Below are 22,157 nucleotides of genomic sequence, written 5' to 3'. Positions count from 1 at the left end.
TGTAGACCTTCCGCACGCAGCCGAACGTGCGCGACAGCTCGGCTGCCTGCGCGTCGGTCGGATAGAAGCGGTACTTGAACGCCCGCTTCACGTGGGTGGTCTTCACGGCTCACATACTACTGCATCAGTTTGTGACGGAGTGCGGGCGGTTGAGGGTGGACACCGGTCCACCCGCGGCGAACCGGCTTTTCCTTCCCTGCTCCGCAGGAGCTTCGTTTCTCCCCCGCAAGCGGGAGGTACCCCCACCCCTGCCTGAAGGCAGGGGTATCCACGAAGGAGAGACCCGATGAACGGCCGAATCTCCACCCCGGGTGTACACCCCCGGCGTCGACGTCGAATCCGCCCGTCCCGGCCCGTCTCAGCGGCGTACGGGGAGCGTGATGCCGTAGGCCCGCATCTTGCGGTAGATCGTCGTACGGGAGATGCCGAGCCGCTGGGCCGCGAGCAGTTTGTTGCCGTCCGCCTCCAGCAGGGCCTGGACCAGGGTGTCGCGCTCGGACGCCTCCCAGGCGCTCAGGGACCGGCCGCCCGTGCTGTGCAGGGACGGCGGCAGGTCGTGCAGCTCGATCCGGTACGTACGGCGGCCCGCTGCGGCCTTGCTCAGGACGGAACCCAGTTGACGGACGTTGCCGGGCCAGTCGTGCCGGCGCAGCAGCGGCAGGACCTCCGGGGCGCATTCCACGCCCGCGCCGACGCGTCGCAGCAGGCAGTCGATCAGGGCCGGGAGGTCCGTGAGGCGGTGCCGCAGGGCGGGTACCGCCGCCGCTTCGAGGAAGCAGTGCCGCAGCGGCTCCGGTACGCCCGGTGCGCGGTGGAGCGTGCCCACGACCCAGGTGCCCTGTGTCGCCGCGGCGTCCAGCGCCCGGGCGACGGCGGGCCCCTGCCCGGGGGCCACCGCGTCCACGTTCCGCAGGACCAGGGCGCGGCCCGGTCCGGTGGGCGCCGCGCGCAGGGCGGCCGACAGGTCGTCCCCGGTCTCGGCGGCGCCGGGGGCCGCGGCGTCCACGACGACGGGTGCCGAGGCCGCCCCGGTCAGCGCGTGCGCGGCACGGACCAGCGCGGACTTCCCCGTCCCGGTCTCGCCGTGGATCAGGAGCGGCGTCCGCTCGCGGGCGCAGCGCGACACCGTGCGGGAGACGGCGTTCCACGCCGGGTGTGTGCCGGCCAGGCCCGGCAGCGGCCACGGCCGGGTCGCGTCCCGGTCCTCACGGGAGCGGGGGCCGGCGCCGGTGGGGTTCTGGGCGCAGGGGCGGTCGGTGAAGGCCAGCTCCAGCAGGTATCCGGCCGCACCCGCCGGGCTGTCGACCTGGCGGCACCGCATGAGGACGGTCTCCCCGCCGGTCAACCGCACCTCCTTCCGGGCGCGTGGCGCGTGCCCGAGCTCGGCGGCGGCCTCGTGCAGCAGCCGGTGGTCGTCGCCGTCGAGCCTGGCCGAGGCCGCGGTGTTGGCGAGTACGAGGTCCTGGCCGAGGCACAGCACCGGCCGGTCGCCGTAGTGGGTGACCTGCTGGAACGCCTCCAGTAGGGCGCGCTGGTGCGCGCTGCTGGACTCGTACATCACGCGCTCGACGTCGTCGACGGCTTCCTGCACCAGGGCTGCCATGAGGGCGCGTGCCGGGCCGTTCCAGCAGGTCAGGTTCATGGCTCCCTCGACCCGTCCGGTGACCGGGTTGCGGATCGGGGCGGCGGCGCAGGAGACGTTCTGCAGGCGTTCGTTGAAGTGCTCGGTGCCCAGCACCACGTTGGGCCGGCGCTCCTCGAGGGCGACCCCGATGCCGTTCGTGCCGACGAACTGTTCGGCGTAGTTGAAGCCGGGCGCCAGATGGACCCGGTCCAGGTGCGCCGAGAGCCGTTCCTCGCCGACGCGGCGATCGCGTACCCAGCCGTTGCGGTCCGTCACGATCACACAGGCGTCCGAGCCCGCCAGTGCCTGCTCCAGCCGGTCCAGGACCGGCGTGGCGGCGCGTACCAGGCGGCTCTCCCGGTCGTAGTCCGGCTGGTAGGGGACGACCACCTCGTCCGTGCCGATCCCCAGGTACTTGGAACGCTGCCAGGAGTTGAGGATGCCCTCGGGCACGATCGCCGCGGGCAGTTCCGCGTCCTCGAGGAACCTCAGGCGCGCCTGCGCGATGGTCCGGTCCCGCGCTGTGCCGTCACTGAGCATGGCGCCTCCGATGAGCGTGTTTCCGCCATATTACGAAGGCGTTTGCGCCTGTCAACGGGTGGTTACCCACGACTTTCCCGTGGGTTTCCCGCGTCCTGGCCGAGGTCGGACCGGGTGTGTTCCACATTGAAAAACTCGACGGCACCCCCTGCCTCCACGCTGTTGGGCAGCGCCGCACGAAGGGTGCGGCTGCTCAGCGTCGAGCACAGGAGGACCCATGACGTCCGACCGGAACGAAGCCCGTATCGCCATCGTCACCGGCGCCGCCCGGGGTATCGGCCGCGGCATCGCGGAGCGGCTGGCCGCGGACGGGCTGGACGTGGCCGTCGCCGACCTCCCCGGCATGGGCGAGGAGCTGGGCGAGGTGGCGGCCGGCATCGAGAAGACGGGCCGCCGGGCCCTGGCCGTGCACGCCGACGTGACCAGCAAGGAGCAGACCGACGCCCTCGTCGAGGAGGTCGCGGGCCGTTTCGGCAGGGTCGACGTCTTCGTGGCCAACGCCGGCATCGCCCGGGTCACTCCGCTGCTGGAGACCGGGGTCGACGAGTTCGAGCAGATCATGGCGGTGAACCTGCGCGGTGTCTTCCTCTCCTACCAGGCCGCGGCCCGGCAGATGATCGCCCAGGGCGGCGGCGGCAAGATCATCGGTGCCGCCTCGATCGTCGCGTACCGCCCGTTCGCGCTGCTCGGCACCTACTCGGCGTCGAAGTGGGGCGTACGCGGGCTGACCCAGGCCGCGGCCATGGAGTGGGCGCGGCACGGCATCACCGTCAACGCGTACTGCCCGGGCATCGTCGGCACCGACATGTGGGACCTGATCGACGAGCGGCTGGCCGAGGAGGCGGGCATCCAGAAGGGCCAGGCCATCAAGAAGCACGCCGAGGCGATCGCGCTCGGCCGGGTCGAGGAGCCCGCGGACGTCGCGTCCTTCGTCTCCTACCTGGCCTCGCCGGACTCGGACTACATGACCGGCCAGTCCGTCATGATCGACGGCGGCATCCAGTTCTCCTGATCCGGGGCGCCGGGCACCCGCCCGGCCCGCCCGTCGTCGCGCACCGATCCGGCCGGCCACCCACCGCGAACCGAGGAGAGAGATGTATTCCAAGGACGGCGAGAACTACTTCATCGTGGACGCGCACGTCGCGCTCTGGGACGCGCGTCCCGAGAACCAGCTCAACATCCACGGCAAGCAGTTCATCGACTGCTTCTACGACTACCACCGGAACCTGAGCCCGGAATCGGAGCTCTGGCCGTACGAGGAGTACCTCTACTACGGCGGCGAGCGTCTGATGAAGGACCTCTTCGTCGACGGGTACGTCGACCACGCGATCTTCCAGCCCGCGCGGCTGGGCGCGTTCTACCGCAACGGCTTCGGGCAGACCGAGGAGGCCTTCGCACTCGCACAGCGGCACCCGGACAAGCTGACGTACAACCACTCGTGGGACCCCCGCTACGAGCAGAAGGGACTCGACCGGCTGCGGCGGGACGCCGAACGGTTCCAGCTCAAGGGCGTCAAGCTGTACACCGCCGAGTGGAAGGGCGACAGCCGCGGCTACAAGCTCGACGATCCGTGGACGTACCGCTACCTCGAGGTGTGCCAGGAACTCGGGATCGACAACATCCACATCCACAAGGGGCCGACCATCCGGCCGCTGGACCGGGACGCCTTCGACGTGGCGGACGTCGACAAGGCGGCCACGCGGTTCCCCGAGCTGAACTTCGTCGTCGAGCACTGCGGCCTGCCCCGGCTCGAGGACTTCTGCTGGATCGCCACGCAGGAGCCCAACGTGCACGCGGGTCTCGCGGTCGCGATGCCCTTCATCCACAGCCGGCCGCGCTATTTCGCGCAGATCATCGGCGAACTGCTGTACTGGCTGGACGAGAACCGCATCCAGTTCTCCAGCGACTACGCGCTGTGGACGCCCCGCTGGCTGATCGAGCGGTTCGTCGACTTCCAGATCCCCGAGGACATGACGGAGTACGCGCCGGTCACCGTGGCGCAGAAGAAGAAGATCCTCGGCCTGAACGCGGCCGCCATGTACGGCATCGAGGTCCCGGCCGGGCTGCGCCTGCGCGAACCGGCGGTGGCCTGAGATGCCCGCCGGCACACCGCGGACGCCGACTGCGCGGGAACGGTCCGCCCGCGCGGCGCTGGACACGGTGTACGACCCGGAGCTGGACGAGCCGATCACCGACCTCGGGTTCGTGCGCTCCGTGACGGTGGCCCCCGACGGGGCGCTCACCGTCCGTCTGCGGCTCCCCACCTCGTTCTGTTCGCCGAACTTCGCCTACCTGATGGCCTCGGACTCCAAGGACGCGCTGACCGCGCTGCCCTGGACCCGTCAGGTCGTGGTGCTGCTCGACGACCACCACGACTCGGACCTGATCAACCGCGGCCTGGCCGCGGACGCGGGCTACCGGGGGACGTTCGGGGCCGAGGCGGAGAAGGACCTCGAGGCGCTCCGGCTGACGTTCCGCCGCAAGGCGCACGCCGCGGCGATGGAGAGGGTGCTGACCCTGCTGCTCCGGGCGAGCCCGGACCTCACCGAGGAGGACCTCCACGACGTGGTGATCGGCGACCTGCCCGAGTCGGCGGCCACCGGCGCGCTGTTGCGGCGGCGGGCGGCGCTGGGCCTCGGGGTGGCACCGTCCGACCCGGTCCTGGTGGACGGGGACGGGCGGCGCTACGCGCCGGACGAGATCCCGCTCCGTCTCCGCTTCGCCCGCTCGGTGCGGGTGTCCATCGACGGCAACGCGCACTTCTGCCGGGGTCTGCTGCGCACCCGCTATCCGCGGTCCGCGGCCGACCAGAGTCCGCGCGAGGAGGAGTTCGCGGCAGCGGCGCCGCCCGCGCACGCCGGGGACCTCCGCCACCTCACCGTTCCACCGAAGGAGAACGTCTCGTGAAAGCAGTCCAGGTCGTCGGCTACGGCAAGAACCTCGAGCTGGCCGAGGTCCCGGCCCCGGAGGTCACCGGCCCGTACGACGTGATCGTCAGGATCGGCGGAGCCGGCGTGTGCCGCACCGACCTCCACATCCTGGAGGGGCAGTGGGCGGAGAAATCCGGCGTGGAGCTGCCCTACACGATCGGTCACGAGAACGCCGGCTGGGTCCACGCGGTCGGCGCCGCCGTCACCAACGTCCGCGAGGGCGACAAGGTCATCGTGCATCCGCTGATCACCTGCGGGCTGTGCCGGGCGTGCCGGGCGGGTGACGACGTGCACTGCGAGAGCAGCCTCTTCCCCGGCATCGACACGGCCGGCGGCTACGCCGAGTACCTGAAGACCTCCGCGCGCAGTGTCGTGCGGATCGACGACTCCCTGGAACCTGCCGATGTGGCGGCCCTCGCCGACGCGGGTCTGACGGCGTACCACGCGGCGGCCAAGGCCGCCCGGAGGCTGCGGCCGGGCGACCGGTGCGTGGTGATCGGCGCGGGCGGCCTCGGGCACATCGGCGTGCAGGTGCTCAAGGCCCTGACCGCCGCCGAGATCGTCGTCGTCGACCGCAATCCCGACGCGGTGGCCCTGGCCGTCTCCATCGGCGCCGACCACGGCGTCGTCGCGGACGGCGACCACGTGGAGCGGGTGCGCGACCTGTCCGGCGGGCAGGGGGCGGAGGCGGTCATCGACTTCGTCGGCGAGGGCGGTTCCACCGGGGACGGCGTCGGCATGCTGCGCCGGGCGGGCGATTACCACGTGGTCGGCTACGGTGAGAACATCGACGTCGCGACCATCGACATCATCTCCGCCGAGATCAACTTCATCGGTAACCTCGTGGGCTCCTACAACGACCTGTGTGAGTTGATGGTCCTGGCGGCGCAGGGCCGCGTACGCCTGCACACCGCCAGGTACTCTCTCGACCGTTTCCAGGACGCCCTGGACGATCTCGAGAGCGGCCGCATCCGGGGCCGGGCGATCCTCACCCCGTGACCCCACACCGAACGACGAAGGGAACACCCCCTTGATCTTCATCACCGCGAAGTTCCGTGTCCTTCCCGAGCACGCCGACCGATGGCCCGAGGTGGTGGCGGAGTTCACCCGCGCGACGCGCGCCGAGCCGGGCTGCCTGTGGTTCGACTGGTCCCGCAGCATCGAGGATCCGACGGAGTACGTCCTGGTGGAGGCCTTCCGGGACGACGAGGCCGGTGCGGCGCACGTGGGCTCGGCGCACTTCAAGGCGGCGCAGCAGACCTTGCCACCCCATCTCGCCGCGACGCCCAGGATCGTCAATGCGCAGGTGCCCCAGGACGACTGGTCCCTGCTCGGCGAGATGGCGGTCGGCGAAGGCTGACGCGGGGCGCGGGACGCGGCGGCAGGGAGGGGGCCGAAGCCGGCGTACGGGCTTCGGCCCCCTCCCCTGCCTGCCGCCTGCCGCCGGGTCGGGGGTGAACGGAGGAGGCGCCGTGCGGCCGGCTTCCGGCCGTCAGCGCGCATCGACGCCGCTCGGGGCGGGCGTGGCCGCCGTCGGAGACGCCTCGGCGGATGCCCGGGGCGTGCGCAGGCCGACGACGCTCAGCGCCGCGCTGACGGCGAGGGTCGCCACGGCCGAGAGCAGGGCGGCCCGCAGTCCTGACGGGAACTGGTCGGAGGCCGCCTCGCCGACGAGCAGGCCCATCACCGCGACCCCGATGAGTCCGCCCAACTGGCGGGAGGCGTTGAGGACTCCGGAGGCGATGCCGGCGTTGGCCGGGTCCACCGAGCCGAGCATGGCGTTCGTCATGGACGGGACGACCAGGCCGATACCGAACCCGGCGACGACGAACGGGACGGTCATCTGCGCGTACGCCCCGGAACCGACGACCGGCACGGTGGCCAGGTAGCCGAGGGCGGCCAGGGTGTTGCCGGTGATCAGCACGGTCCGGGCGCCGAAGCGCCTGACGAGCGGCCCGCATGCCAGGTTCGCGGCCATGATGGCGGCCGTCATCGGCAGGAACGCGAGTCCGGCGACGAGGGGTGAGTAGTCCCGGACCTGCTGGAAGAAGAGGCTGAAGACGAAGATCAGGCCGTAGAAGGCGAAGTTGAGCAGCACGCCGATGAGGGACGTGGAGGTGAACGCCTTCCGGCCGAACAGGTGCGGCGGAAGCATCGGGTCACCACTGCGGCGCTCCACCATGACGAAAGCGACGAGCGCGACGAGGAAGACGGCCCAGCAGGTGAGGACGACGGCCGAGGTCCAGCCCTGCGCGTTGGCCTCCACGACCGCCCCGGTGAAGGCGCCCAGGCCGACCACGGCGAGCACCTGACCGGGCAGGTCCAGCGAGCGTCGGACCGAGGTGTCGCGGGCGGGGGCGGGCCTGGCGTAGGCGCGGACGAGGACGATGCCGAGGGCGGCGACGGGAACGTTGACGTAGAAGATGGAGCGCCAGCCGAGCGAGTCCACCAGCAGTCCGCCCACGACCGGACCGAGCGCGAGGGCGAGTCCGCCGGCCGCCGCCCACAGGCTCACGGCGCGGGTGCGCTCGGCGGGGTCGGGGAAGTTGGTGTTCACGATCGACAGGGACGACGGCACGATCAGCGCGGCGCCGACGCCCTGGGCCACGCGGGCCGCGATCAGGGCGACCAGGGAGGGGGCGGCTCCGCAGGCCAGCGACGTCACGGCGAAGAGCGTGAAGCCCGTGACGAAGATGCGCTCGGGGTCGTACCGGTCGCCCATGGCGCCGGCGGTCAGGAGGAAGGCGGCGAAGGTGAGCGTGTAGCCGTTGATCACCCACTCCAGACCGGACAGACCGCCGCCGAAGTCCACGACGAGGACCTTGGTGGCCACGTTCACGACGCTGACGTCCAGGATGACGACCACGAAACCGAGACAGGCCGCGAAGAGCGTCGGTCCGGGCCGGGTCTTGTCGGGTCGGGCCTGTGGCACGGGGTCGTCCTCCTTGGCGCCCGAGGGCAGTGCGGGTGCGGAATGCGGGATGCGGGAGCGCCCGGCCATGGGCCACCGGCCCGCCGACCCCGATAGACTGTTCGCCCGCAAGCGAACACTCGGAGTGTACGCAGATCATCAAACACTCTGCAATCCGTGCGCGGCGCCCGTCGGGGACCGCGCGCGTACAGGACGGAGCAACCAGCCATGACGGCACCGCACCGGCAGTCGACGGCATCCACGGGCAGCACGGGCAGCCACCGCACGCCTCCGGTCCACACGCATCCCGGTGACGTCCCGCTGGAGACGGCGCTGCTCGCCCTCGCCGACCCGGTCCGGCAGACCCTCGTACGCGAGCTCGCCGGGGCCGGGGACTGGGAGCGCGCATGCGGCAGCTTCGACGTGCCGGTCACCAAGGCGACCCTCAGCCGCCATTTCGCGGTGCTGCGTGAGGCCGGGCTGCTGGAACAGCGCGACGCCGGCCCCAAGCGGCTCAACCGGCTGCGGCGCGCCGAGTTCGACGAGCGCTTCCCCGGCCTGCTCGACCTGGTTCTGCGGCAGGACGGCTGACGGGCCTACGGCTGGACCGCCCCGGGCGTCGCCGAGACGCGCCGTGGCCGGTTCGGTACGCGGCGCCGAAGGCAAGGCCGACAATCAGGGCATGACCTCCACAAGCTTCAACCCCCATGTGCTGCTCGCGAAGAGCCGGATCGGTGTGCTCGCGACCATCAAGGCGGACGGGCGGCCCCAGCTCTCCCCCGTCCAGCCGTTCTACGACGCGTCGGCGAACGTCATCCACGTGTCCACCGGCGCCGGAACGGCCAAGGTGGCGAACCTGCGGCGGGACGCCCGGGCCACGCTGGAGGTGACCAGCGCCGACGGGATGTCGTGGGCCACCGCCGAGGGCATCGCCACGATCACCGGACCGGGCGCCGACCCCCACGGACCCGAGGTCGAGGCGCTGGTGAACTACTACCGGGCCGCCGCCGGGGAGCACCCGGACTGGGACGAGTACCGGGCGGTGATGGTCTCCGACCGCCGCGTGCTCATCACGATGACGGTCGACCACGTCTACGGGGCCGACATCGGTTGACGGAACGGCGGGCACGGGAACGAGGGCGTGGCCGGCGGCCACGCCGGCAGCGGCTACGCGGCGATGATCGAGCAGTTCCGCAGGCCCGCCGCCTGACGGACGCGCCCCGCTGCCGCACGGACGGCGTTTCGCCCGTACCCGCGCGGTTACCCCTGAAGAGTCGTGCCCTCGCGCGTCCGCCGTGCACGGTCCGGACGCCGGAGGGCTGTGGATCGTCGACGGGATCGGGACGGAGCTCGCATGGCCAGCACCAAGGTGTCCGACTACATCCTCCAGCGGCTGCGCGAATGGGATGTCGACCACGTCTTCGGTTACGCGGGCGACGGCATCAACGGTCTGCTGGCGGCCTGGGGACGGGCGGACAACACGCCGAAGTTCGTCCAGTCCCGGCACGAGGAGATGTCCGCGTTCCAGGCCGTCGGCTACGCGAAGTTCTCCGGCAGGGCCGGCGTGTGCGCGGCCACCTCCGGCCCCGGCGCCATCCACCTGCTGAACGGGCTGTACGACGCCAAGCTCGACCACGTTCCCGTCGTGGCCCTGGTGGGGCAGACCAACCGCAGTGCCATGGGCGGCTCCTACCAGCAGGAAGTGGATCTCGCGAGTCTCTACAAGGACGTCGCCTCCGACTTCTGCGAGACGGCGACCGTCCCCGAGCAGCTGCCGAACCTGATCGACCGGGCGTTCCGCACCGCCTACGCCAAGCGCACCGTGACGGCGATCATCGTGCCCGCCGACGTGCAGGAACTGGACTACAGCCCGCCGACGCACGCCTTCAAGATGGTGCCCTCCAGCCTCGGTCTGGGCCGCTACGCGCCGGTGCCGGCCGACGAGGACCTCCAGCGGGCCGCCGACGTGCTGAACGCGGGCGAGAAGGTCGCCGTGCTGATCGGGCAGGGTGCCCGCGGTGCACGTGAGGAGGTCGAGCGGCTCGCGGACGTCCTCGGTGCCGGGGTGGCCAAGGCCCTGCTCGGCAAGGACGCCCTGCCCGACGACCTGCCCTACGTCACCGGCTCCATCGGACTGCTGGGCACCCGCCCCTCCTACGAGCTGATGCGGGAGTGCGACACCCTGCTGATGATCGGCTCCAGCTTCCCGTACACGCAGTTCCTGCCGGAACTGGACCAGGCGCGGGCCGTGCAGATCGACATCGACCCGCACATGATCGGCCTGCGGTACCCGAACGAGGTGAACCTCGTCGGTGACGCCCGCGAGACGCTCCGGCGGCTCCTGCCCAAGCTGCACCGCAAGCAGGACCGGGCCTGGCGGGAAGAGATCGAGAAGAATGTCGCCCGCTGGTGGGAGGTCATGCAGCGGCGCGCCGCCGTCGGCGCTGACCCCGTCAACCCCGAGTACGTCGTCCACGCCCTGGACGGCAAGCTGCCCGACGACGTGATCCTCGCCGCCGACTCCGGTTCCGCCGCGAACTGGTACGCCCGGCACCTCAGGCTGCGCGGCCGGATGCGCGGCTCCCTGTCCGGCACCCTGGCGACGATGGGCCCCGGCGTGCCGTACGCCATCGGCGCGAAGTTCGCCCACCCCGACCGGCCGGCGATCGCCCTGGTCGGCGACGGGGCCATGCAGATGAACGGCATGATGGAGATGGTCACCGCCGCCAAGTACTACCGCGAGTGGTCCGACCCCCGGCTGATCGTCGCCGTACTGAACAACGGCGACCTCAACCAGGTCACCTGGGAGATGCGCGCCATGTCCGGCGCCCCGCAGTTCGAGGAGTCGCAGCACATTCCGGACCTGCCGTACGCGGACATCGCCCGGCGCATCGGTCTGGACGGCGTGCGGGTGGAGAAGCCCAAGCAGGTCGAGGCCGCCTGGGACCGGGCCCTGGCCGCCGACCGGCCGTTCGTCATCGACTTCCGCACCGACCCGGCCGTGCCGCCCGTCCCGCCGCACGCCTCCCTGGACCAGATCGAGGCCGCGGCCACCGCGATCCTCAAGGGCGACAGCGACCGCGCCTCCGTGGTGAAGCAGGGACTGAAGGCCAAGGTGCAGGAGATGCTGCCCGGCAGCCGCCACCGCGACGACCGCCCCGGCGCGGGCAGGCACGACAGCACCGAAGAGAACAGGTGACCCGGAGGACACCGCACGGCCGGGCGCTCCACGACGGGCCCGTCGTGGAGCGCCCGGCCGTCTCCGTGTACCGGGTCCCCACCGATCTGCCCGGCGGCGACGCGACCCTGACCTGGGACGCGACGACCTTGGTGCTGGTGGAGGCCACCGCGGCCGACGTGACGGGCCTCGGTTTCACCTACGGCTCGTCCGCCGCCGCCCCCGTCGTCGCGCACGAGCTGGCGGACCTCGTCGTCGGACACGACGCCTTCGACGTGCCCGCCGCCAACGACCGGATGAGCCGGGCCCTGCGCAACGCGGGCAGGCCCGGCATCGCCGCCGGGGCCGTCTCCGCCGTCGACACCGCCCTGTGGGACCTCAAGGCGCGCCTGCTGGACCTGCCCCTGGTACGTCTGCTGGGCGCGGCCCGCGAGGAGGTCGCGGTGTACGGCAGCGGCGGCCTCACCCCCTACGACGACGCACAGCTCGAAGAGCAGCTGCGCGGCTGGAGCGGCCAGGGCATCGACCGCGTGAAGATCAAGGTCGCCGAGTCCTGGGGGCGCGACGAGTCCCGCGACCTGCACCGCACCGTGCTGGCCCGCCGTACCGTGGGCGACACCGCCGAACTGTACGTCGACGCGAACGGCGGCTACACCCGCAAACAGGCCGTGCGCATGGCGGCGTCCCTGGCCGGCCTCGGCGTCACCTGGCTGGAGGAGCCGGTCTCCTCCGACGACCTGACCGGGCTGCGCGCGGTGCGCGACGCGGTCACCCCCGATGTCGCGGCCGGTGAGTACGGCTACGACCTGCCGTATCTCACGCGGATGGCCGCCTCGGGAGCCGTCGACTGTCTCCAGGCCGACGTCACCCGCTGCGGCGGCGTCACGGTGTGGCTCCGCGCCGCGGCCGTGGCCGAGGGACTGGGGCTGCACATCTCGGGCCACTGCGCCCCGCACCTGCACGCCCACGTCGCCGCCGCCGTACCCAACACCCGGCACCTGGAGTGGTTCCACGACCACGTCCGCATCGAGACCATGCTGTTCCACGGCACCCTGGACCCGCGGGGCGGCACCGTCTCCCCCGGCGCCTCCGGTGAGCCGGGCCACGGTCTCACCCTGGACCGGGCGGCCGCCGACCCCTACCGCATCGCATGACCCGGCCCGGCACGCCCGACGACGCGGCCACGGCCGCCGGGGCGGACAGCCCCTGGGCACTGCGCGACTACGCCCTGATCGCCGACGGGGAGCGCGGGGCCCTCGTCGATCCGCGCGGAGGGATCGCCTGGCTGTGCGCGCCCGCCTGGCACGACGGCGCCGTCTTCAACGGCCTCCTGGGCGGCCCCGGCCGGTTCCGGGTCCGTCCCGCCGACCGGTGGAACGTGTGGGGCGGCTCCTACGAGGACGGCACGCTCATCCGGGTCAGCCGGTGGGTCACCGCCGACGGCATCGTCTCCTGCCGGGAGGCCCTGGCGGTCCCGGCCGACACCGGCCGCGTGGTGCTGCTCCGGCAGATCCGTGCCGTCCGGGGCGCCGCCGTCGTCGACGTCGACCTCGACGTGCGCGCCGACTACGGGGAGCGGCCCATGACCGGGCTGCGGCAGGAGAGCGACGGCACCTGGCGGGCGCGCTCCGGTGCCCTGCACGTGAGGCTCGCCGGAGCCGGGGAGGCCCGGCCGGCTCCGGGCGGCGGGCTGCACGCCCGGCTGCGCCTGCCGGAGGGCGGCACCCACGACCTGGTCCTGGACCTCGCCACCCGGCCGCAGAGCGCTCCCCTCGCCGCGCCGGCCCTGTGGAACGCCACCGAACGGTGGTGGGGGCGGGCCGTGCCGGACTGCTCGGACACCGCCGCCCCCCGCGACACCCGCATGGCGTACGCGGTATTGAACGGGCTGACCAGTACCACCGGGGGCATGGTCGCCGCGGCCACCACCTCGCTGCCCGAACGCGCCGACACCGGACGCGACTACGACTACCGGTACGCCTGGGTCCGCGACCAGTGCTACGCCGGCCTCGCGGTCGCCGCACACGGCCCGCACCCCCTGCTGGAGCGCGCGGTGCGCTTCGTCGCCGACCGCCTCCTGGAGGACGGCGGCGACCTGCGTCCCGCCTACACGGTGGACGGCGGGCCGTTGCCGTCCGAACGCCGCCTGCCCTACGCGGGCTACCCCGGCGGCATCGACCGGACCGGCAACCGTGCGGGCCGCCAGTTCCAGCTCGACGTCTTCGGGGAGGCACTCCAGCTGTTCGCCGCGGCCGCCCGTCACGGCGTCCTGGACGCCCGGGCGGCCGAGGCCGCCGCCCTGGCCGCCGAAGCGGTCGCGGACCGCTGGACGCAGCCGGACGCCGGGCTGTGGGAGCTGGAGAACCGCTGGTGGACCCACTCCCGCCTCTGCTGCGTCACCGGGTTGCGCGAGCTGTCCCGGGAGCTGCGCACTCCCGCGTCGGCCGACTGGGCGCGCCTGGCCGACCGCATCCTGGACGCCACCAGGTCACGCTGCCTCCATCCCGACGGCCACTGGCAGCGCGCCGAGGACGACACCGGGCCGGAGGCGGCGCTTCTGCTGCCGTTGGCCCGGGGAGCGGTGCCGCGTGACGATCCCAGCTTCTCCCGCACCCGCTCGCAGGTCGTGCGCCGGCTGGCGGAGGACGGCTACGTCTACCGCTTCCGGCACGGGGACGAGCCGCTGGGCGACGCGGAGGGCGCGTTCCTGCTGTGCGGCTTCACGATGGCGCTGGCCGCCCACGCACAGGGTGCGCACACCGAGGCGGCGCGGTGGTTCGAGCGGACCCGTTCGGCCTGTGGGCCCACCGGGCTGTTCGCCGAGGAGTACGACGTGGCGCAGCGCCAGTTGCGCGGCAATCTGCCGCAGGGGTTCGTCCACGCGCTGCTGCTGGAGTGCTCGGCACGGTTCGGCCGCGGCCCTCAGGCGCCGTCGTCCGACGGCTGGTGAACGTCACGCCCGGAGACGTCGGGCCACGAAGCCGGCCACGAGCAGGGCGGCGCCCGCGGCCGCCGGCGGCAGCAGTGCGCGTCGTCGTGGAGGAGCGGGCCGGTCCGCCACGGGCTCCCTCCCGTGCAGGCCGGCCGCGAGGACCTCCGCGAGGTGCAGGGGGGTGCGTCCGGTGCCGGCCTGATCGACCTGCGTACGGCAGCTGAAACCGTCGGCGAGGACCAGGGTCGAGTCGTCGGCCTGGCGCACGGCGGGCAGCAGCCCGGCCTCGGCACAGGCCATGGACACGTCGTAATGGCCTTTCTCGAAGCCGAAGTTGCCGGCCAGCCCGCAGCATCCGGCGTCCAGGACGTCGGCGTCGACCCCGGCACGCTGGAGTATCTCGCGGTCGGCGTCGAAGCCCATGACGGCGTACTGGTGGCAGTGGCGCTGGACGACCGCCCGGGCGTCGACCCGGGGCAGCCGCCAGTCGTCGGCGCGTTCCAGGAGGAGTTCGGCGAGCGTCCTGGTCCGGTCGCGCAGCCGCTCCACGTCCGGGTCCTTCGGCAGCAGTTCCACGGCGTCGGCACGGAAGACGGCGGTGCAGCTCGGTTCCAGACCGACGACGGGGGTGCCCCGGCGCAGGTCCTCGCGGAGCACGTCGAGGGTGTGGCGCAGAACCCGTCGCGCGACGGCCAGTTGCCCCGTGGAGATCCATGTCAGCCCGCAGCAGACCGCACGGTCGGGGACCTTGACCCGGAATCCGGCCGCTTCCAGGATTTCGACGGCGGCACGGCCGACGGCGGGGTGGAAGTGGTCGGTGAAGGTGTCGGGCCAGACCACGACCTCGCCCCGCCGCCCGTCACCGCGCGGCCCGCCCCGCTCACGCCACCAGTCGGTGAAGCGTTGTTCGGCGAAGACCGGCACGTCCCGCTCGGGCGCCACCCCGCCCAGCGCCTTCGCCGCCCGCGCCGTCCAGGGCACGGACGCCAAGGCGTTGACGGTGCGCGGAGCGAGCGCGACGGCTCGTGCGAGGGCGGGCAGCCAGCCCATCGAGTAGTGGGCGAGCGGCCGCAGCCGCCCCTTGTAGTGGTGGTGCAGGAACTCGGCCTTGTAGGTGGCCATGTCGACGTTGACCGGACAGTCCGTCTTGCAGCCCTTGCAGGCGAGGCACAGGTCGAGGGCGTCGTGCACCGCGTCGGAGCGCCAGCCGTCCGTCACCGGGGAGTCGCCCTCATTGTTGACCATCTCGAACAGCAGGCGGGCGCGGCCCCGGGTGGAGTGCTCCTCCTCGCGGGTGGCCCGGTAGCTGGGGCACATCACCCCGCCTTCCGAGGAACGGCACTTGCCCACGCCGACGCAGCGGGTGGCGGCCCGGCTGAACTTGCCGTCGTCGTGCGGGTAGGAGAAGACGGTGCCGGGTTCCCAGGGCAGGTGGTGGGCGCCGAGGCGCAGGTTCTCGTCGAGCCGGTAGGGCACGACGATCTTTCCCGGGTTCATGCGGTTGTCCGGGTCGAACAGGCCCTTCAGCCGCTCGAACCCCTCGATGAGTTCCGGCCCGAACATCTTCTCCAGCAGCTCGCCCCGGGCCTGGCCGTCCCCGTGCTCGCCGGACAGCGACCCGCCGTAGGAGACGACGAGGTCGGCGGCGCGTTCCACGAACGCCCGCATCCGGGCGATCCCCTCCTCCGATTCCAGGTCGAAGGGGATGCGGGTGTGGACGCAGCCGTGGCCGAAGTGGCCGTAGACCGAGGGGTGCCCGTAGTCGAACTCCTCGTACAGACGCTTGAGGTCGCGCAGGTAGTCGCCGAGGCGGTCCACCGGCACGGCCGAGTCCTCCCAGCCCTCCCAGGTGTCCGGCTGCCCGGGGACGTGCGCGGTCGCGCCGAGCCCGGACTCGCGCACCCTCCACAGTTCTCCGATGTGCCGCGGGTCGTCGTACCAGGTGTGGTCGACGTCGTCGGGTTTCGCGGCGATGAGCGCCCTGGCCCGCTCCTCCACCTCCTCGCGGGTGTCTCCGTTCAGCTGCACCATCAAATAGGCCCGTCCGTCGGGGAGTTCCTTCAGCGCGTCGGGGTTGAGGTGCTTCTTCTGCTCGAAGTGGATCAGTTGGTGGTCGACGCCCTCCAGTGCCGCCGGTTCGTGCCGGAGGACGGCCGGTACGTGGTCGGCGGCCTGGCAGATGTCCTCGTAGCCGAGGACGACCAGCGCGCTGTGCTGCGGGACGGGGACGAGTGCGAGTTCGGCGTGCAGGACGGTGACGAGGGTGGACTCGGATCCGGTGAGCAGCCCGGCGACGTCGAATCCGTGCTCGGGCAGGAGCGAGTCGAGGTTGTAGCCGGAGACCCGGCGCGGGATGTCGGGGTAGCGTTCGCGGACGAGGCCGGCGTACCGGTCGCGCAGTGCGGTCATGCCGCGGTACAGCTCCCCCACGCGCCCGTCGGTGGCCGTCAGCCGTCGCAGTTCGCCGTCGTCCGTCCGGCCCACCCACATGCGGACGCCGTCGTAGGTGAGGACCTCGAGGCGGTGCAGGTTGTCGACGACCTTGCCGTACGCCTGGGCGGTCGATCCGCACGAGTTGTTGCCGATCATCCCGCCGATCGTGCAGTTGGGATGGGTGGCCGGCTTGGGGCCGTACATCAGGCCGTGTGCGGCGAGCCGGCGGTTCAGGTCGTCCAGGACGATGCCCGGCTCGACCACGCAGCGACGGCTCCGCACATCGACGGAGACCAGTCGGTCGCAGTACTTCGTCCAGTCCAGGACCACGGCGGTGTTGCAGCACTCGCCGGCGAGGCTGGTGCCGCCGCCCCGTGACAGCAGCGGCGCACCGTGTTCCCGGCACACCGCCACCGCCTCCCGGGCCGCCTCGACCGTACGGGGGACGACCACGCCGACGGGCACCTGCCGGTAGTTGGAGGCGTCCGTCGAGTACGCCGCCCGGGTGCCCGCGTCGAACCGCACCTCGCCGTCGACGCGGGAGCGCAGGTCCCGCTCCAGAGCCGCCGCATCCGGCCGCTGCCGCGGGCGCCTGACGACGGGGAGGGGCAGATCGACCGGGTCCATCAACGACTCCCACCGGGTGACGAGGGGTGCGCCGGTATGCCACGGGCGGTCACCGGCCGTGTTGCCCCGGCCGGGTATCCAAAGCTCGGCCCGCACAAACCGGGAGACCCGTTCGGCCGGGGCGAGTGACGTGCCTCAGCTCCCGCCACGGCGGCGCAGCAGCGCGTACGTCGCGCCGGCCAGCCCCGCGACGGCCGCCGCCGTGCCCGCGTGGCGGCTCGCCCACACCTGCGGGTCGAAGGAGTGGGCCCGGTCGTCGAACACGCCGTGGGCCCCATAGTCCTCCGTGCCGTCCGCCGGCGTGAAGAGATTGCCGTCCCCTTCGGGCCGCGGGTGCGCGTCGGTCTGCTGGGAGTCGATCCCGGTACGGGCCAGATAGCGGTCGAGCAGGCCGGGTACGACGGCGTTGGCCAGCAGCGTCAGCGCGGTGGACGTCCCGACCCAGTACTCGCGCCGCTGAGGGTGGTCGGCGGCGCGCAGTACGGCGCGGGCGGCCAGCTCGGGCTGGTAGATCGGCGGCACCGGCTGGGCGTGGCGGGGCAGGTGGGTGCGCAGCCAGGTGAACTGCGGGGTGTTCACGGCCGGCATCTGCACCATGGTGACCCGCACCCGGGACCTGTCGTGCAGCAGCTCGCAGCGCACGGACTCGGTGAAACCCTGGATGGCGTGCTTGGCGCCGCAGTACGCGCTCTGCAGCGGGATGCCCCGGTAGGCGAGCGCGGAGCCCACCTGCACCACCGCGCCGCTGTCCCTCGGCAGCATGTGGTCCAGCGCCGCCCGGGTGCCGTGCACATAGCCGAGGTACGTCGACCGCGTGGCGTGCAGGAACTCCTCCGGTGTGACGTCGGTGAACTTGCCGAAGGCCGCCGTGAAGGCGTTGTTCACCCAGACGTCCACCGGCCCGAGCTCCTCCTCTGCACGGCGGGCGGCCGTCTTCACCTGGTCCCATTCCGCCATGTCGGTGACGATCGGCAGCGCCTGCCCGCCGGCCGCCCGCACGTCGGCCGCGGCGGCGTCCAGGCCCGCGCGTCCCCGGGCCAGCAGGGCGACCCTGGCGCCACGGGCGGCGAACATCGTGGCGGTCGCCCGGCCGATCCCGGCGCTCGCCCCGGTCACCACGACCGTCTGCCGTGCAGTGCCGTTCATCGCTCCTCCACATCGGTCGGGCACCCGACAGCGGCGTGCGGCCGGTGCCGCCGTTTCGGACACCTCATGAGTCGTCGCGGAGGCCGGAGTACCCGGCAAAAAGCTTTCCGCACCCCCGGTCGGCCCGCGGAGCCCCCGCGGAAGCAGTCGAACGGGGAACCAGGCCGACAGGAGCTCGGCAAGGGACCGGTACGCCATCGGTCAGCGTGACCGCGGGCGGTCGGACCCCGTCGACTTCGCCACATGCCCCGTGATGACCGGCGCGGCGAGCACGGCGAGCACAACATGATCAGGGCCCGCTCGGCTCCGGAAGTCGAGATGCCTGCCGCCATACGCGTCAACCCGCTGAACGGACGCCCCGCAGGACTGGACCGGCCCGCCCGGCGGATTGCCGGAAGCCGGCACCGCACACGGAGCCTCGTTCCGCCCCGAGCCTCACGACGTCGGACGTCAGAGCACTGGAAACCAGGCCGACAGGTGCTTCGCGATGACCGGTACATCGACGTTGTCCTGCGCGACGTCCTCGACGAACGGTCCGGCAACGGAGACGGGCGGCGGGACGGTACCGGCGCTCACGCCGTTGAACCGCAGGAAGACACGCATGGCGAGCCAGGCGGTGCGCTTGTTGCCGTCGATCAACGCGTGATTGCGGGCGACGGAGTGCAGCAGCGCCGCGGCCTTCTCGTGCAGCGTGGGATACAGCTCGGCTCCGAACACATTCGTCCGGGGCCGCTCGATCGCAGACACCAGGAGGCCCATGTCGCGCACGCTGTGCTCGGTGCCGTTGACCGCGCGGGCGATGGCCAGGATCTCGTCGATCTGGACGTAGCGCACGTTCGTCACTTCAAGTAGTCCAGAATCTCCGCATCGCTGTCCATCAGCTCGGCCAGAACGTCATCGACCTTCAGCTCGGCCCGGTCCTGGGCCTCACGGATGGCCTCGATGGCAAGTTCCTGCTTGCTGCGGCCCTCCCGACGAGCTCGCTCGGTGAGCTTCGCGTCAAGGTCGTCGGGAAGTCGGAGTGTCATCGCCATGCAGCCATGATACCTGTCTGGTATCAAACGGCGCGGTCGAGTGGCGTCCCCACTTTTCGAAGACGGCATGGTTACGCGGGCTCGGGTCGCCGTCGGGACCGGTCGCCCGCCCCGTCCGCGGCCCGCGCACTGGGTCACGATCCGGCACAGGGCCGCGGATGTGAGACTACGGGGATGCTCCTACAGTTCGTGACCGCCCTCGGTGTCCTGGCGGTGCTGACCATGGTGCCCGGGCCGGACATGGCCGTCGCGACCAAGCGGGCGGTGGCCGCCGGCCGGCGGGACGGACTCCGTACGGTGGGTGGCATCACCGCGGGACTGCTGGTGTGGGGCGTGCTCGCGGCGGCCGGCACGCGCATCTCGCCCGGCGGCTCGGCCGGGCCGCCACCTGTGCCACCGGAGTGACGACGTTCTCCTCCGTGCCCGCCGATCCGGACGCGGAGGACTGGGCCGGCTTCGACGTTCTGAACGCCGTCGCCGCCGTCCTGGTGCTGCCCGTGCTCGCCTTCTGAGCGGTCCTCATGCGCGCACGCTGAATCGGCCTTGAGCGTCAGCGTCCGGATGGTGCCGCGCCCGCGGCCGGCCGCCGCCGCGCCCTCGCCCGGCCGCGTGCGGCCCGCAGACGGCCGGTCGTCTGGTACCAGGAGGCGGCCAGCACGACGGCGAGAGCCGCTTCGACCAGGTCACCGCCGTAGTACATGATCTGGGCGCCGGTGTGCAGGTCGGCGGCCGTGAAGGCGGTGCCGGGCGGTCCGGCCGCATACAGGGACTTGGCGAGGACGGCGTGCGCGGCGCCGGCGACCAGCAGGGTCGCCCCGCGCGTGGTCGGGCTCCAGCGGCGGCGTACCGGGTCGAGCCGGCAGACCGCGAAGGTGAACAGCAGTCCGGCCGCCAGGACGTGCACATGCACCGCCGCGTGCAGCCACGCATCGTGCCGCATACCGGCGAAGATGCCGGTCCGGTACAGCAGCCACAGCCCTCCGACGTCGAGCAGAGCCGCCAGCGGTGGGCAGACGAGCCAGCCCGCGGCGCGGGAGTGGGCCAGCGCCAGCAGCCCCCGGCGCGCGCTTCCCGGGGCCAGGGAGCGCAGAGCCAGAGTGAGGGGACGGGCCAGGACGAACAGCAGGGGAGCCGCCATGCCGACGATCAGGTGCTGGACCATGTGGGCGGTGAACGCACCGCCCGGCAGCGAGCCCACCACCGCCCAGGCCAGGCTCGTGCCTCCGGCCGTGAACGACGCGTCGCGCCACCGGGGCCAGGCGTCGCCGCGGCGCCGCAAGCGGGCTGCGGCCGCCACGTAGACGACGGCCGCCGACAGCGAGGCCGCCGCGGTGAGCAGCGCGAACGGGCCCGGGCCGGGATGGACGTGCGCGAGCGTCACGATGCCGTCGAGGCCCGGCCGTGGCGGGCCGCGCGGACAGCCAGCCCGACGCCGATCAGCAACAGCACCAGTCCGGCGAGATTCCACGCCCAGTCGTAGGGGGTGACGTCCACGCCGTACCGGATCTGGTGCAGGCGCAGCAGTTTGTGGTCCACGATCCCGTCGTACAGCTGGAAGACGCCCAGGCCCAGGAAGAACCCGGCCCGGGCGTGGGCCGCGGCCAGGGCGCGGCGGCGGCGCAGATCGGCGAAGAGGAAGAATCCCACGACCAGGGCGAGCAGCTCGGCGGTGTGGAGCAGGCCGTCCGAGAGCAGTCCGACGCCGGAAGTGGAACGGTCGTAGAAGTGGTGCCAGCCCAGGATCTGGTGAAAGACGATCTCGTCGACCGCGGCCATCACCGCTGCCCCGATCACCCCGCACACCACCATCGACCTGCGCGGCTCGGGCCGTGCGCCAGGGACCTCGGACGGGTGGACCGGTGCGCTCATGAGTCTGCCTCCTGCCACGGACACGTCTGCTGCTTCGTACGCCTACCCGTCGCACCGGACACGAGCCCGCCACGCACCGCGTCGGATGGTATGCCGCAGAACCCGGCTGGAGCCGGCATCCACCCTGGGCGATCCAAGGGCCCGGCAGCGCCATCGACGCCTGACCGTCGCCTGGAGTGCCCTGCGGGTCGCCCACCTGGTGCCGTTCGCCTACGTCTATGCGAGGGACTCGGTCGTCGGACTGACCCTGCTCGGCACCTTCTTCAACAAGCCGACGCTGCTGATGATGATCGTCCTCACCGTTGTGGTCGTACGCCGCGGCGCGCGGCCCCGCCTGGACGCCACCGGCGCGATGCCGTGAGGGTGAGTCCGGCTGCGGCGAGGCATCCGTCGACGGTCTCGCCGGCCGCCGGGCTCGTGCGGGTCACACACCATCGGAAAGAGGCGGGTCTGGGCCAGCCACAGAAAAGACCAGGCCAGAGCCGGATTATCACCTCTTTGTCCCTACGGGCGCCCAGAGCGTCAAATGAGCGTCATGATCAACGGTCCATCCCTCCTCCTCGTGCGGAAGAGGCCGGCGCTACCAGCCCACCTGCACGAGCCCGCTCCCGCTCACTCCGGACGCAGGCTCGCACATCATGCCCCTCACCGCTTCTCCAACCGCCATAATGAGGTCCCTCCACACCCATGACGAGCGACCTCTTGAGCGCGGTCGCCGAGGACCTCGTGCTGTACCGGGAGAAGTTCCGGCGGCGTCTGCCGAAGTCGCCGGACGAGTTGCACGGCCCACCCCAGGGGGACAGTGGAGCTGCCACTTCGCGTGGTCTGGTCGGAGATGACCTCGTACGGCCCGGGCAAGCCCCGCCGGCGCATGGGCCTGTACCGCACCTCCTGCACAAAGGCCTGTGCGATGACCCGCCCCGGAACCTCGAC

At 72.1% G+C, this 22,157-nt stretch carries 20 protein-coding genes and 1 pseudogene; 12 read left to right on the top strand and 9 right to left on the bottom strand.

Translation table 11 applies throughout. The annotated features are described in order from the left end of the window. Together IH50_RS39840 and IH50_RS0117480 are read right to left on the bottom strand one after the other, a co-directional pair. The coding region (locus tag IH50_RS39840) for a helix-turn-helix domain-containing protein (protein WP_158801264.1) at positions 1 to 106 on the bottom strand (106 nt) is incomplete at its 3' end. Between the two features lie 252 nt (positions 107 to 358). Next, a complete protein-coding gene (locus tag IH50_RS0117480) occupies positions 359 to 2,164 on the bottom strand; it encodes a sigma-54-dependent Fis family transcriptional regulator (protein WP_030862470.1) in 1,806 nt (601 codons plus the stop codon). Positions 2,165 to 2,381: 217 nt separating this feature from the next. Here IH50_RS0117480 and IH50_RS0117475 point away from each other — a divergent pair, with 217 nt between their 5' ends. From IH50_RS0117475 to IH50_RS0117455, 5 genes are all read left to right on the top strand, one after another. Next, complete coding sequence (locus tag IH50_RS0117475; RefSeq protein WP_030862469.1) at positions 2,382 to 3,176, top strand: acetoin reductase; 795 nt, start codon at positions 2,382 to 2,384, stop codon at positions 3,174 to 3,176. A gap of 82 nt (positions 3,177 to 3,258) precedes the next feature. Further along, positions 3,259 to 4,257, top strand: coding sequence for an amidohydrolase family protein (locus IH50_RS0117470; protein ID WP_030862465.1), 999 nt, complete (start codon positions 3,259 to 3,261; stop codon positions 4,255 to 4,257). A gap of 1 nt (position 4,258) precedes the next feature. Beyond that, the gene (locus IH50_RS0117465) at positions 4,259 to 5,071 is read left to right on the top strand and encodes a metal-sulfur cluster assembly factor (RefSeq protein ID WP_051767350.1); all 813 of its coding nucleotides are present in this window, start codon (positions 4,259 to 4,261) and stop codon (positions 5,069 to 5,071) included. Beyond that, entirely contained in the window at positions 5,068 to 6,093 is a 1,026-nt protein-coding gene (locus tag IH50_RS0117460) for an NAD(P)-dependent alcohol dehydrogenase (protein ID WP_030862460.1), read from the top strand. Before IH50_RS0117465 ends, IH50_RS0117460 begins: the two co-directional genes overlap by 4 nt. A 31-nt stretch (positions 6,094 to 6,124) precedes the next feature. Then, entirely contained in the window at positions 6,125 to 6,454 is a 330-nt protein-coding gene (locus IH50_RS0117455; protein WP_030862457.1) for a putative quinol monooxygenase, read from the top strand. Positions 6,455 to 6,586: 132 nt separating this feature from the next. Here the strand turns inward: IH50_RS0117455 and IH50_RS0117450 are convergent, their stop codons facing one another. Next, positions 6,587 to 8,026, bottom strand: coding sequence for an MFS transporter (locus IH50_RS0117450; RefSeq protein WP_037872511.1), 1,440 nt, complete (start codon positions 8,024 to 8,026; stop codon positions 6,587 to 6,589). A gap of 207 nt (positions 8,027 to 8,233) precedes the next feature. Here IH50_RS0117450 and IH50_RS0117445 point away from each other — a divergent pair, with 207 nt between their 5' ends. The 5 genes from IH50_RS0117445 (at position 8,234) to IH50_RS0117425 (ending at position 14,133) form a co-directional block, all read left to right on the top strand. After that, positions 8,234 to 8,596, top strand: coding sequence for an ArsR/SmtB family transcription factor (locus IH50_RS0117445; RefSeq protein WP_030862452.1), 363 nt, complete (start codon positions 8,234 to 8,236; stop codon positions 8,594 to 8,596). A 91-nt stretch (positions 8,597 to 8,687) separates the two neighbouring features. After that, positions 8,688 to 9,119, top strand: coding sequence for a PPOX class F420-dependent oxidoreductase (locus IH50_RS0117440; RefSeq protein WP_030862449.1), 432 nt, complete (start codon positions 8,688 to 8,690; stop codon positions 9,117 to 9,119). A 240-nt stretch (positions 9,120 to 9,359) separates the two neighbouring features. Then, positions 9,360 to 11,204, top strand: coding sequence for a thiamine pyrophosphate-requiring protein (locus tag IH50_RS0117435; RefSeq protein WP_030862445.1), 1,845 nt, complete (start codon positions 9,360 to 9,362; stop codon positions 11,202 to 11,204). Then, a complete protein-coding gene (locus IH50_RS0117430; protein ID WP_030862441.1) occupies positions 11,201 to 12,337 on the top strand; it encodes an enolase C-terminal domain-like protein in 1,137 nt (378 codons plus the stop codon). Before IH50_RS0117435 ends, IH50_RS0117430 begins: the two co-directional genes overlap by 4 nt. Then, positions 12,334 to 14,133, top strand: coding sequence for a glycoside hydrolase family 15 protein (locus IH50_RS0117425; RefSeq protein ID WP_030862438.1), 1,800 nt, complete (start codon positions 12,334 to 12,336; stop codon positions 14,131 to 14,133). The genes IH50_RS0117430 and IH50_RS0117425 overlap by 4 nt, the downstream gene beginning before the upstream one ends. A 3-nt stretch (positions 14,134 to 14,136) precedes the next feature. On the opposite strand, the gene IH50_RS0117420 is transcribed toward IH50_RS0117425, so the two are convergent. The 4 genes from IH50_RS0117420 to IH50_RS0117405 form a co-directional block, all read right to left on the bottom strand. Next, a complete protein-coding gene (locus IH50_RS0117420; protein ID WP_030862435.1) occupies positions 14,137 to 17,175 on the bottom strand; it encodes an FAD-binding and (Fe-S)-binding domain-containing protein in 3,039 nt (1,012 codons plus the stop codon). Positions 17,176 to 17,310: 135 nt separating this feature from the next. After that, positions 17,311 to 18,321, bottom strand: a complete 1,011-nt coding sequence (locus IH50_RS0117415; RefSeq protein ID WP_030862430.1) for an SDR family oxidoreductase — start codon at positions 18,319 to 18,321, stop codon at positions 17,311 to 17,313. Between the two features lie 450 nt (positions 18,322 to 18,771). Then, on the bottom strand, positions 18,772 to 19,164 hold the full coding sequence (locus IH50_RS0117410) for a type II toxin-antitoxin system death-on-curing family toxin (protein ID WP_030862428.1): 393 nt from the start codon (positions 19,162 to 19,164) through the stop codon (positions 18,772 to 18,774). Then, positions 19,161 to 19,355: a ribbon-helix-helix protein, CopG family gene (locus IH50_RS0117405; protein ID WP_030862426.1), complete on the bottom strand. Its 195-nt coding sequence runs from the start codon at positions 19,353 to 19,355 to the stop codon at positions 19,161 to 19,163. The genes IH50_RS0117410 and IH50_RS0117405 overlap by 4 nt, the downstream gene beginning before the upstream one ends. A gap of 174 nt (positions 19,356 to 19,529) precedes the next feature. Between IH50_RS0117405 and IH50_RS0117400 the strand changes: the two are divergent. Further along, positions 19,530 to 19,706, top strand: a pseudogene (locus tag IH50_RS0117400) (LysE family transporter); the annotation flags it as partial. 199 nt (positions 19,707 to 19,905) lie between these two features. On the opposite strand, the gene IH50_RS0117390 reads toward IH50_RS0117400, so the two are convergent. After that, a complete protein-coding gene (locus tag IH50_RS0117390) occupies positions 19,906 to 20,736 on the bottom strand; it encodes a cytochrome c oxidase assembly protein (RefSeq protein ID WP_030862423.1) in 831 nt (276 codons plus the stop codon). Further along, positions 20,733 to 21,224, bottom strand: a complete 492-nt coding sequence (locus tag IH50_RS0117385; RefSeq protein WP_030862421.1) for a DUF2243 domain-containing protein — start codon at positions 21,222 to 21,224, stop codon at positions 20,733 to 20,735. Before IH50_RS0117385 ends, IH50_RS0117390 begins: the two co-directional genes overlap by 4 nt. A gap of 85 nt (positions 21,225 to 21,309) precedes the next feature. Between IH50_RS0117385 and IH50_RS41680 the strand changes: the two genes are divergently transcribed. Further along, on the top strand, positions 21,310 to 21,585 hold the full coding sequence (locus tag IH50_RS41680; protein ID WP_158801262.1) for a hypothetical protein: 276 nt from the start codon (positions 21,310 to 21,312) through the stop codon (positions 21,583 to 21,585). Positions 21,586 to 22,157: the final 572 nt, after the last annotated feature.

The organism is Streptomyces sp. NRRL S-37, assembly GCF_000721605.1.
In the GTDB taxonomy this organism is placed as follows: Bacteria; Actinomycetota; Actinomycetes; order Streptomycetales; family Streptomycetaceae; genus Streptomyces.
This window is presented reverse-complemented; position numbering and strand designations above follow the sequence as displayed.